Origin of the sequence: Pantoea sp. YU22 (assembly GCF_003970755.1) — a bacterium.
GTDB lineage: Bacteria > Pseudomonadota > Gammaproteobacteria > Enterobacterales > Enterobacteriaceae > Pantoea > Pantoea piersonii.
Map to the genome: position 1 here is coordinate 179804 of NZ_RYDU01000006.1, position 12265 is coordinate 192068.

Here is a 12265-nt window from a genome sequence, read left to right on the forward strand (position 1 = left end):
AGAATAAAACTGCTTAAATGGCCGTTAGCATTTGTCAGAACGAAAACGCCGCCGCAGGTAACCTGCGGCGGCGTTGCTGTACAGGGCCGAAGCTTTATCAGAAGCGATAGGTCGCCGATACCGAGAAGTTGCGCGGCTCGCCGTAGACGTTATAGGCGCCGACCCAGGTGTCATACTCTTTGTCGAACAGGTTGTTCAGATTGGCCTGCAGCGAAAGATTTTTCGACACATCATAACGCGCGAAAAGATCCACCAGCGCATAGCTGCCCTGACGCGCGCGCCACGTGCCGTTCCCTTCCGGCGCGCCGACATCCTGCCAGGTATGCGTCTGCCAGTCTACGCCGCCGCCCAGCGTCAGCTGCTCCAGCATTGGCAGGCGATAGCGGGTAAAGAGATTGAAACGGGTGCGCGGCAGCTGCGAGTTATAGGCGTTGCCGTCGCGATCCTCCGCCAGATAGGTGGTGCCGCCGAAGGTCATCTGCCAGTTATCGGTTAGCGCGCCGTTCAGTTCAAACTCGACGCCGCGGCTGACTACGCCATCTTTCGCTACGTAAGCGGTCGACTGCGATCCTGAAATAATCTGACCGGTGTCTTCGCCAACGTTGTTCAGCTCGGTACGGAACACCGAGAGCGTGGTGGTCAGACGGCTGTTGAGCCAGTCAGATTTCACGCCCACCTCGTAGTTTTTCCCGATAACCGGCGACAGGAAAGCCCCGCTGCTGTCGCGGTAATCCTGTGGCTGGAATACCGAGGTATAGCTGGCGTAGGCGGACCAGTTCTCTGCAAAGTCGTAAATCAGCCCGCCGTATGGGGTGATATTGTTCTTTTCCAGCTCCTCGCCGGTGGTCAGCGTCTGACGATTCCAGTTGGTGTAACGCGCGCCCAGAATCAGATGCAGCGGATCGGCGAGCGAGATGCGCGTCGCCAGATAGACCGATTTCTGGCGGACCGTGGTGCTGTCGTCGGTCAGCGCGCGCGAGCCCCAGCTGGTTTCCGGGAAATCGCCGTTAAAGGTATTGTAATCGCCCAGCTCGTCCGCCGAGATATTGGCCCAGGCGCTGTAATACTTATTCTGCTGACGACTGTAGTTAACGCCCAGCATCATCTCATGTTGACGGCCCAGCAGCTCATAGGGGCCGCTGGCGAAGGCGTCGACCGCATCGACTTTGCGCTTGCCGGTGTTATAGCCGGTTCCGCCCACCACCGGATAGTTTGCATATTGCGAAACGCCGAGGCCGCTGGTTTTATCAAAGTAGCCGTCAAGATAGAGCTGCTTACTGTCGAGGAACATCTCGTTATGCGTGCCGTTCAGCGTAAAGTCCCAGCCGTTGTCGAACGTCTGCTTGAGATTAACGAAGAGTTTCTTGTTCTCTTTATCGTTGTAGGCCCACTCCGGCGCAGTGTTATAGCCGCGACGGGAATGGATTTGCGTGCCGTCGGTGTACCAGCGCGGCGTGCCGCTCCACATCGGCGAGTCAGTATTGACCTGCGAGAACTCATAACCTACGGAAAGGGTCGCGGAATCAGTCAGGTCCGCGTCCACTACGCCATAGACAAACTGCTTCTGCGCGCCGTAGCGTTCGATAAAGCTGTTCTTGTCATCATAGCCAGCGACCAGACGACCGCGCACGCTGCCGTCGCTGTTTAGCGGGGTAGAGAGATCGGCGACATAGCGCTGTTTACCCCAGTTGCCATAGGTAGCAGAGACGCTGCCGGTGAATGTTTTGCTGTCAGCATGTTTCCGCACCATATTGACGGCGGCGGAGGGGTTGCCCGGCCCGGTCAGCAAACCGGTTGCGCCGCGCACCACTTCCACACGCTCATAAAGCGCCATATCGGACTGGGCATCGCCGAGATTCCAGCGCGAGGCGAAGGTGGTCGGGATGCCGTCGACCATAAAATTGTCGATAGGAAAACCGCGAGCGTAGTAAGTCGTGCGATCCATATCGCTACTCACGCCGGTAATCGCCGTGGTGGTATGCAGCACGTCATTCAGCGACTGAAGCTGCTGATCTTCCATGCGCTGCTTGCTGACCACGGTAACCGACTGCGGAATATCGCGTGCGGTCAACGCCATTTTGGTGCCCGCGCGGGTGATCGGCACACTGTAATCCTGGGCGGCCTGCTGTCCGGTGCTGCTGACGCTGGCGTCTACGTTAAGCGTCTGCTCGTCCGGGGCGGCCGTATCGGCGGCCTGAGCGCTTTGCGCGACGCTGGCGGCGATCAGCATGGCCAGCAGCGAGCGTTGCAGAGGGTGTTTCATGGCGCTGGCGCAACCGCCCTCGCACAGTTCCCTGACGCGGTGAACATCAAAAGACATCGCTGTTCCTCTTTATCATTATTAGGTGTGGCTGCCACTGGTTGCCGGAGCACAGGGCCTGTCCGGCTGTAAGACGTTGTACTGACGTGATCCTGTAATAAAGCAAATGAGAAATATACGCATTGCCTTTATCATTGCAAGCAATTGTTAAAAAATGCTGCAAAATGCCCATAGCGCGGCAGGGCATTAAAGCCACTGATAATTAAGGGGTTTAATCAGGAGTGAAGGCTGTAAAACGCGGGAGAACTGGAAGTTACCGGAAAGCGCACAGGTTGTGGCACAACCGGGCGGCATGCATTAACGCTGCCGCTCAGGCTAAGGGTCGGTATTTATCTGAACACATAGTCACCTTAAGCCGCTCTACTCTTTTCTGACACTTCCGCTATAACAGCGCTATTTCCGCGCCTGCAGTCGGGAATAAGAGAGAGACAGCGCATTTAATTCCATGATTAAACACTGACTAATATAGCAACAGGCTTCTGCCTGACAGAGAAAATTTATTTCATATTCACCGATAGTGGAACGACTTACGCTAATTTAGCTGCCGTGATGGTTTCGCGCGTCACTACCGCTGCGCCACGATATTTACCCCCTGACTTTCCCGCCCTGGGAATATTTCAAACATCAACGATAACGCTGCGAAAAGGCCCACTGTTTAACAAGCATATAACCCTCTGCCGCTTATTCCTGAGGCGCTGTTGAATAAGTGAAGCGTAAAATATCACCGACGATATAATGGCCTGAGCTGTACAAATGCCATTTTTTCAACCAGATAACAGATGAAAGATAAAAGAAGCGCCCTGCTTTATGGCATTATCACGGCCATTTTGCAGACGCTCATGCTATTCAGTACCTGCTGGCCGACAGGCTGTTTTATATTTGGTCTTGTTTTTTTATGCTAACGCATTAACCCAGACGGGTGAGCAACTGCTCTTTTCTTTTACCGGCTATATCTGTGCTTCAGCTTATTTCCTTTATCATTTTTTTACCGTAAACTGCGCGCTTTACATATTTTGATTCGTTAAGGGTTATATCCATGAGTGATGCGCTGAAAGCATTGAATAATCTTCGTACGCTGCGCGTTCAGGCACGAGAAATTGAGCTCGACGTGTTAAACGAAATGCTCGAAAAGTTCTCTGTCGTTGTCGCTGAACGCCGTGAAGAAGTGAATGCTGAGCAAGCCGCGCAAAAAGAAAAAGCGGAAAAACTGGCGTTGTATAAAGAGATGCTGATGAAAGACGGCATTGATATTTCCGACCTGGCCGATCTGGCGCAGAGCGAAAGTAAACCAAAAGCGAAACGCGCGCCGCGTCCGGCTAAATATAAGTTCACGGATGAAACCGGCGAAACCAAATTCTGGACCGGTCAGGGCCGCACGCCTTCGCCGATTAAAAAAGTGCTGGATGCAGGTGGCTCGCTGGACGAGTTCCTGATCTGATAAAAAAGGCGCTGATATTCAGCGCCTTTTTTTACCGCTTTTTACGCCCCGCCGCCCGACGGCGGTAAAGCGTCTCAACCATCAGACCGTCGGCAGGCCGAGGTTTTCACGCAGCGTGGCGTAGGCATACTCCGTTGGGAACAGGCCGCGACGACGCAGTTCTGGAATAACCAGCTCCACAAACAGATCCAGCTGCTCCGGCATGATGGCTGGCATAATATTGAAGCCGTCCGCGCCGCCCTGCTCCAGCCAGAGCTGGAAGTCGTCGGCGATATCTTCCGCGGTGCCGACGATAACCCGATGCCCGCGCGATCCCGCCGCGATAGCCGCCAGCTCGCGCAGCGTCAGGTTCTCGCGCTTCGCCATATCGGTCATAAGCTTCACGCGGCTCTGGTTGCCTTCGCCCAGCGGCACTTCCGGCACCGGGCCATCCAGCGGGTAGGTAGAAAGATCCATGCCAAAGCGCAGCGAGAGCTGTTTCAGCCCGTTGTCGATATCCACCAGCGTATTCAGCTTTTTCCACAGCGCTTTCGCTTCCTCGCGCGTGCGGCCGACAATCGGCATCACGCCCGGCATAATCACCACATGCTCCGGATTACGGCCCGCCGCTTCGATCTGCGCTTTCTGCGACTGATAAAAGGCCTGCGCCTCTTCCAGGCTGGCGGCAGCGGTAAAGACCACTTCAGCAGTTTCGGCGGCGAGCTTCTGCCCGTCGGCGGAGGAGCCTGCCTCGATGATCACCGGACGACCCTGCGGTGAACGCGTGATATTCAGCGGCCCCTGCACCTGGAAATGTTCGCCGACATGGTTGATCGGGTTAATCTTGTCGTTAACAAAGTATTGTCCCGACGCCGGATCCGGCTGTACTGCGCCCTCTTCCCAGCCTTCCCACAGCTTGTTCGTGACCTGCAGAAACTCGCGCGCCCGCGCATAGCGCTCGGCGTGGTTCGGCATATCATCGCGGCTGAAGTTTTTCGCTACGTCGGCAGAGAAAGAAGTCACCACGTTCCAGGCGGCACGGCCACGGCTGATATGATCGAGAGAGGAGAAAGTGCGCGCCATGGTAAAGGGATCGCTGAAGGTGGTCGATGCGGTAGCGGCCAGGCCGATACGCCGGGTGTTCACCGCGACCGCCGACAGCATGGTGAGCGGTTCAAGACGCGCCATGGTGGACGGCAGTCGATACATACTGGTTGCCAGCGCATCGCCGACGAAAAACAGATCGAAACGACCCGCCTCCGCTTTCTGCGCCAGGCGGATCAGCCAGTCGATATCAGTGGGTGCGCCCAGCTCTTCGGTCAGGCGCCAGCCGCTGACGTGATGCCCTACCGGCTGAACGAAAAGACCAAGACGCAGACGATTTTTTGCAGATGAACTGTCCATATTGTTTCCCTGATTGCGATAAGCGCCCTCTTTGGGCGTCGATAAAAATGATCGGTGGCGATAAGCGCTTTACCTGCGCCGCGCCCGGTTCGTCAGCGCTATAAAGGACGAACCCGCAGGTGCCAGAGTAGCGTGCATAGCATTTGCCCGTCCAGCCAGCACGCTGACGATATGCCCGCAATGAGAAAAAGCCGTGGCTGCCATTGTCTGCCGACCGCTCAGGCGGGCGGTAAGGCGAAGGCTAACACGACGTATCGAGTTGCTGGCTAAAAAACCCGCTTTAACAGAATGTTAGCGACGTTGCGTTTCACGCGTATCGGTAAGACATAGTACGACAACCGTTTATTCAGGCAACCTTATAACTGGCTCCCCTTATTCACAAATTTGCATAAGCTTAGTGATATTTCAGATATAGCCATCTGCGCCTTTGTTGCTACCCTCTGAGTTCTGCTTATTCCCAGGGAGACAGTGATGCGCTTTTTCCGTTATCCGGCGGCAAGGCTATGAGCCTGACCGGGCAGCTCAGCCAGCTTATTCGTCTGGCGCCAGCCGATACCTCCGCCCGTCAGCACGCGCGTCTAGGGGTACAGGATTTTCTCGCCGTAAGCTGGCCGGTGCTTAACCGGCAGGTGCCGGACAGCGGTTTGCCGCTGTTGCAGGGGCTCTACCGCGACAGCGGACCGGCATCGCGCGCCCTGCTGCTCGGCTATGCCGGACACGCGCTCGACTACGACGATTTTCACGCCGATTTCCGCGGTCATCCCAGCGTGGTTATCCTGCCAGCGCTGCTGGCGTGGGCGGCGGAAAGCGACAGCTTTGACGTGGCGCGTTTTCTGGATGCTTATATCACCGGCGTGGAGATGGCCGGTCGGCTGGGCCTGGCAATGACGCAACAGCACTATACGCTCGGCTATCACAATACCGCTTCGCTCGGCACCCTGGCCGCCGCCGCCGCACTGGCGCGCTTTACCGGCGCGGATGCGCGCCAGTGTGCGGTGCTGCTCGGCATCGCCGCCACCGAGGCGAGCGGGCTGCGCGCGCAGTTTGGCTCAGCGGTGAAGCCGTTGCACGCAGGCTTCGCGGCAGAGCGCGCGGTGCGCGCCGCACAGCTGGCGCTGGCGGGGTTCGACGGGCAGACAGAAGGCGTACTGGAGGCTTTTATCTCGCTGGGAAGCAGCAACCAGGCCCAAAGAGAAAAGCTCACTGAGGGCTGGGGCGCGCCCTGGCGTATCGCGGCGCCAGGCCTGGAGTTCAAGCCCTTCGCCACCTGCGCCGGTACGCACAGCGCAGCGGAGGCGACGCGCGAGATCCGCCAGCGCTGGACTGGCTCTGCGGCTGAACTGCTTAGCGCCATCGATCGCATTACCGTCGCATTTCCACCAGGCGGCGATATTGCCGCCTCGGTGCGGCAGCCGAAAAACGGCATTGAGGCGCGCTTTAGCCTGGAGTATGTCATTGCCGCCATGCTGATTTATGGCGACCTGCGCATGGCGGACTTTGCCGAAGGCGAGGTCAATCCACAAATTATGGCACTGGCGGCGAAGGTCACGCGCCAGCCTGATGAGAGTGCGCCGCCGGACGCGATTAACCCTGCGCTGCGCTTCCATGAGGTCACGCTGTTCCTCAGCGGCGGCGAAGTGTTGCGCCAGCGACGCACCCGCCAGCAGTCACTGGCGACGCCGGTGGATGTCGCGGGCAAACTGCGCGCGGCGCTGGTCGACCAGCATCCACTGCTGGCCAGCAGCGAGTTACGCGACGATGAAGATCTTCGCCACCTGGCGCAGACGTTAATCGCCAGGCTGTAGCGCCGCGTATTCAGCCTTCAGACGGCGTAAAGGCGGTGGCGCTGACCACCGCCTGCACGCCGGACAGATGAACCCTGCGCTTTTCCCGGCTTTCTTCCCCCCCTTCGGCGATGCGCCTCTTCGCATGTATGGTCGCATTCGCGGGAAGCGAGACTGTTCCTTTCCTGAACGCGCGCATGTGATTTAATGGGTTCAGCCTGCCTGGTTACCGATGTGTTAGCTAAAAAGCTCTCTCTGCTGCTCCATCGACACTCCCCCTCTTTTTATCCCCTCGCGGGCGGCACAACGCGTCTCGTTCTGGACTGAAATTTTTCCTGTTTGCTAATTAACCTACTGTGCAGAAATGTAAAGATGCTTTCACCATCTATACAATGATAATCATTCTCATTATCATGCGCATTTGCTTACATTGATAAACATATCAGGGAGAAAGATTAAGTGAATGTAACCTTCAATGTCAGAAAGCGTCCCGGCGCCCTGCTGATTGCCGGTCTGCTGAGCGCCACGGGCGTCAGCGCCGCAGAAGAGACAGAAGCACTGGCGGATGATGAGGCGATGCTGGTCACCGCTGAGCAAAAGCTGAAGCAGCAGCCCGGCGTGTCTACTATTACTGCGGAAGATATTAAAAAAAGCCCGCCGGTTAACGATCTCTCCGACATCATCCGTAAAATGCCCGGCGTCAACCTGACCGGCAACAGCGCCAGCGGCAGCCGCGGCAATAACCGCCAGATCGATATCCGCGGCATGGGGCCGGAAAATACGCTGATCATGGTAGACGGCGTGCCGGTCTCGTCGCGCAACTCCATACGCTACAGCTGGCGCGGCGAGCGCGACACGCGCGGCGATACCAACTGGGTGCCAGCAGAGATGGTAGAGCGTATTGAGGTCATCCGCGGCCCGGCGGCGGCGCGCTACGGCTCCGGCGCGGCGGGCGGCGTGGTGAATATCATCACCAAACGACCAACCACCGACTGGCACGGTTCATTCTCGCTCTTTACCAACCAGCCGGAAGACAGCAAAGAGGGGGCGACTAAGCGCGCCAACTTCAGCCTGAGCGGGCCGCTGGCGGGCGACGCGCTGACCATGCGTATGTATGGCAATATTAATAAAACCGACGCCGACGACTGGGATATCAATACTGCACAAAACGGCTCCTATGCAGCGGGCCGCGAAGGCGTGCGCAATAAAGATATCAACACGGTACTCTCCTGGAAAATCAATCCAGAGCAGATGCTTGATTTCTCCTGGGGCTACAGCCGCCAGGGCAATATCTACGCGGGCGATACGCAAAACAGCAACGGCAATAACAGCGCCAATGGGCTGGTGGAATCGCTGGTCGGCAGCGAAACCAACCGGCTTTACCGCCAGTCTTACGGCCTGGCGCATAACGGCATCTGGGACTGGGGCCAGTCAAAGCTGACCTTTAACTATGAAAAAACCAACAATACGCGTCTCAAAGAGGGAACCACAGGCAGCGTCGAAGGGATGATCAACAGCAACACCTTCGACACCAGTCGACTGGAGAGCTATCGCGGCAACGCGGAAATTAACTTCCCGCTCGACTGGCTACGCGAACAGACGGTGACGCTGGGCGCGGAGTGGAATCATGACAAGCTCAACGATCCCGCATCAATGCAGGGCACCAATTCGTCGGGGGTCACTATCGGCAGCGTCAGCGGCAACGCGGCGGATCGCAGCAGCACCAACAGCGCGACTCTCAGCTCGCTCTATTTTGAAGATAATATCGCCGCGACCGACACTACCGAAGTTATTCCCGGCATTCGCTTCGACTATCACAACAGTTTTGGCGCCAACTGGAGTCCGAGCCTGAACCTGTCGCAGGGGCTGGGAGACCACTTCAAGCTTAAGGCAGGGATCGCCCGCGCCTTTAAAGCGCCTAATCTTTATCAGTCTACCGAAGGCTATCTGCTCGCGACGCGCGGCAACGGCTGTCCGAAGAATATAACCTCGGGTAGCTGTTACCTGCTGGGTAACGCCGATCTTGAGCCAGAGGTGAGCGTCAATAAAGAGCTGGGTATTGAGTACACCCAGCAAGGCTATGTGGCGGGCATCACCTGGTTCCGCAACGATTACAAAAACAAAATTGTTGCCGGCAGCGAGATAGTTGGCAAAGCGTCCAACGGCTATAACATTTTGCGCTGGGAAAACGGCGGTAAAGCGGTGGTGGAAGGGCTGGAGGGCAACCTGACGGTGCCGCTGATCGAAGATACTCTCGAATGGCGCAGCAATGCCACTTACATGATTAAATCGGAAAATAAAGAGACCGGTAATCCGCTGTCGATTATTCCCAAGTACACCATTAACTCGCAGCTGGAATGGCAGATAACTAGCGATCTCTCGGGCAATATCAACTGGACAATGTATGGCCGTCAGAAGCCGCGCCAGTATTCAGAAACGCGTCTGGATACCAAAAGCGCGATGTCGCAGCGTGAAATCGGCGCCTATTCGGTGCTGGGCCTTAATTTCAACTACGATCTGACGAAGAGCCTGCGCGCCAATGCAGGCGTCAGTAACCTGCTGGACAAGCGTATCTACCGTGAAAACTCGGGCGCATCGACCTATAACGAACCCGGCCGCGCTTACTATGCCGGATTGACGTATACCTTCTGACGTCGCCCCTGCCGCCGTTGCCTGCTTTTACTGCGCGACGGCGGCTTTCCGCTTACAAGAACAGAGGTTAAGTCTTTCCTGCTTCGCTCAGCGCCTGCTCGAATGTTGCCTTTCCCGGCGCGCCCCGGTTGATGTTAATCACTCAAAATGGACGTAGCCTGGCCGATCGCCCTGCCTTATTTTTTTCCTGTTTTCACTCTCTGAGGAAGCAGGAAAAATGCGTCACAACACCTTTTATTCACCTGGCACCGCCGCGCCTCAGCTGGGCGTCAGCCCGCTGTCATGGGTTAATGAAGTGCTCCACCATCTGGGTGCAGGCACGACCGCAGAGCAGTGCCTGCGCGAAGCGGCACAGGCTGGCTTTCAGGGCGTAGAGCTGAGCCGCCTGTTTCCGCGCGACGCCGACGCGCTCAACCTGCTGCTGGGGCAGCACGATCTGCAGCTGATTTCTGGCTGGTACGACGGCTTTCTTACCGAGCGCAGCGTGGAGGCGGAGCTTGAAGCGGTGCAGCAGCACGCAACCCTGCTCAGCCGCGGCGGCGCGAAGGTGATGGTTTACGGCGAATGCGGATGGATGGCGGAAAATGCGCTTGATATCCCGCTGCGGCAGCGCCGTCTGCTGCCCGCCGACCGCCTCGAAGCCTATGCTGAGCGTCTGTCGCGCTTCGCTGAGGCGCTGCTGCGCAACTATGGTTTGCAGCTCGCCTTTCACCATCATCTGATGATGACGACGGAAACCTTCGATGAAATCGCGCTTCTGCTTAACGCCTGTTCGTCCGATGTCGGCCTGCTGCTCGATACCGGCCATGCCTGTGCGGCGGGCTTCTCTTACCCGCTGCTGATTGACGCCTTCGCCGATCGAATCTGCCATATCCATCTGAAAGATGTGCGCGCCGATCGGCTGCAGCAGGCGCGCGCCAGCGACTGGACCTTTAACCAGGCAGTGCTGAACGGGCTGTTCTGCGTACCGGGCGACGGCGACGTCGATTTCGCGCCGCTGTCGCGCTTTATCGCCGAGCGCGGCTATAACGGCTGGCTGGTGGTTGAAGCCGAGCAGGATCCCGCCATCGCGCCGCCGCTTGAGACGGTCACGCGTGCCCAGCGCTATGTCGCCCGTCATATTCTTCCCCAGGAGAGTCTCGCATGAGCAAAAAACACCTTAACGTTGGCCTGATTGGTTCAGGATTTATGGGTCAGGCGCATGCCGACGCCTGGCGTCGCGCCGCGCTGCTTTACCGCGATCTGCCGCTGCAGCCGCTGTTGCATACTCTTGCGGACGCCACGCCTGCGCTGGCGCAGGAAGCGGCGCAGCGATTCGGTTTCCGCCAGGGAACCGCGGACTGGCGGGCTATGGTGGAAGATCCCGAGATCGATATCGTGGATATCACTACGCCAAACAGTATGCATGTTGATATGGCGCTGGCCGCGATCCGCGCCGGAAAGCATGTTTATTGTGAAAAACCGCTTACCGTGTCGCTCGCCGATGCGCAGATGCTGGTGGAAGAAGCGGAACGTGCTGGCGTACAAACCTTTGTGGCATTTAATAATATTAAAACGCCCGCCGCGCAGCTGGCGAAACAGCTTATCGCGCGCGGCGATATCGGTACGCCGACGCGCTTTCGCGGCTGGTTCGATCAGGGATTTTTTAACGATCCTGAACTGCCCTGGAGCTGGCGCTGTTCGCGCGAACAGGCGGGTTCCGGCTCGCTGGGCGATTTAGGTTCGCACGTTATCAGCGTGGCACAGTATCTGATGGGCCCGGTTGAGAGCGTCGTGGGGCAGGAACAAATCTTTATCGACAGCCGTCCTGCGCCGGGCAGCGGCTCTGGCTATGGCGCGCAGGCCGATCGGCACGCCGCGCGCCTGGCGGTAGAGAATGACGATCAGTTTCAGGCGCTGGTGACCTTTGAGAATCGCGCCGGCGGCGTCATCGAGTCCTCACGCATTGCGGCCGGCAAAGTGTTCGGCATCGTCTGGGAGATTTCCGGTACGGCAGGCACGCTGATGATGGACGGTGAACGCTTTAATGAGCTAAAAATTGCGCGCTACGGCGACGATAAACGCGATCGCGGCTTTAAGACGCTCTATGCCGGTTCACAGGTGGACGCCTTTAGCGGCTTTTTCGGTTTCGATTTCGCGGGCGGCGGTCTCGGCTATTTCGACGTCAAGGTGATTGAGATTTTCGATCTGATTGGCGTGCTGAGCGGCGCGCGCGCGCCAGTAGCGGATTTTCGTTTCGGTCTCGAGAATCAACGCATTATCGAAGCGATGGTGCGCTCCTCTGCGGCGGGCAGGCGGATAAAGATTGCTGATTTATCCTGATGTAAAGCGAAGCGCGTAAGGTTATGATGCAGGCGCTGCGGGTCATGCGTCGTCAATATCCGCCGCGCCTTGCGGGAAAAAGCAGACAGATGCACAGGCGCGGGTTTCGACGCCAGGCTACGCTGAATAAACCCGTAATTCAGGAGAGAAAAGCCCGTGAAATTTGAAAATCAGGATGCGTTTAAACTGGCGGTGGCTTATATGGAGCGAAAAGAGAATGTCACCGGCATTACCGTCTACTTTAAATCCTTTATCGAGACCTATGTGAAATTCGATCGCTGGCTGAGCGCGGCCGATCCCGTACAGGCTGTCGAGGAGGAGAAAAAAGCGGCTAAAGCCAATCCGGATTCTCTGCTCTGACGCGTC

8 protein-coding genes are annotated in these 12265 nt (G+C 57.3%); 6 read left to right on the plus strand and 2 right to left on the minus strand.

Annotated elements, in window-relative coordinates; genetic code table 11:
• Positions 1-97 precede the first annotated feature (97 nt).
• A complete protein-coding gene (gene fhuE / locus EKL29_RS11425; RefSeq protein WP_311779015.1) occupies positions 98-2263 on the minus strand; it encodes a ferric-rhodotorulic acid/ferric-coprogen receptor FhuE in 2166 nt (721 codons plus the stop codon).
• Positions 2264-3356: 1093 nt separating this feature from the next.
• On the opposite strand from fhuE, the gene EKL29_RS11430 reads away from it, so the two are divergent.
• Positions 3357-3758, plus strand: coding sequence for an H-NS family nucleoid-associated regulatory protein (locus tag EKL29_RS11430; RefSeq protein ID WP_120456486.1), 402 nt, complete (start codon positions 3357-3359; stop codon positions 3756-3758).
• Positions 3759-3839: 81 nt separating this feature from the next.
• On the opposite strand, the gene EKL29_RS11435 is transcribed toward EKL29_RS11430, so the two are convergent.
• Positions 3840-5141 (minus strand): LLM class flavin-dependent oxidoreductase, encoded by a 1302-nt coding sequence (locus EKL29_RS11435; protein WP_126689741.1) that lies wholly within the window; start codon positions 5139-5141, stop codon positions 3840-3842.
• Positions 5142-5644: 503 nt separating this feature from the next.
• On the opposite strand from EKL29_RS11435, the gene EKL29_RS11440 reads away from it, so the two are divergent.
• The 5 genes from EKL29_RS11440 (at position 5645) to EKL29_RS11460 (ending at position 12259) form a co-directional block, all read left to right on the plus strand.
• Positions 5645-6946, plus strand: a complete 1302-nt coding sequence (locus EKL29_RS11440; protein WP_126689742.1) for an MmgE/PrpD family protein — start codon at positions 5645-5647, stop codon at positions 6944-6946.
• A 438-nt stretch (positions 6947-7384) separates the two neighbouring features.
• Entirely contained in the window at positions 7385-9577 is a 2193-nt protein-coding gene (locus EKL29_RS11445) for a TonB-dependent siderophore receptor (RefSeq protein WP_126689743.1), read from the plus strand.
• Between the two features lie 217 nt (positions 9578-9794).
• Positions 9795-10724 (plus strand): myo-inosose-2 dehydratase, encoded by a 930-nt coding sequence (iolE, locus tag EKL29_RS11450; RefSeq protein WP_126689744.1) that lies wholly within the window; start codon positions 9795-9797, stop codon positions 10722-10724.
• Entirely contained in the window at positions 10721-11899 is a 1179-nt protein-coding gene (locus tag EKL29_RS11455; RefSeq protein ID WP_120456496.1) for a Gfo/Idh/MocA family protein, read from the plus strand. Before iolE ends, EKL29_RS11455 begins: the two co-directional genes overlap by 4 nt.
• 156 nt (positions 11900-12055) lie before the next feature.
• Positions 12056-12259, plus strand: coding sequence for a hypothetical protein (locus EKL29_RS11460; RefSeq protein WP_120456498.1), 204 nt, complete (start codon positions 12056-12058; stop codon positions 12257-12259).
• The last annotated feature ends 6 nt before the right edge of the window (positions 12260-12265 follow it).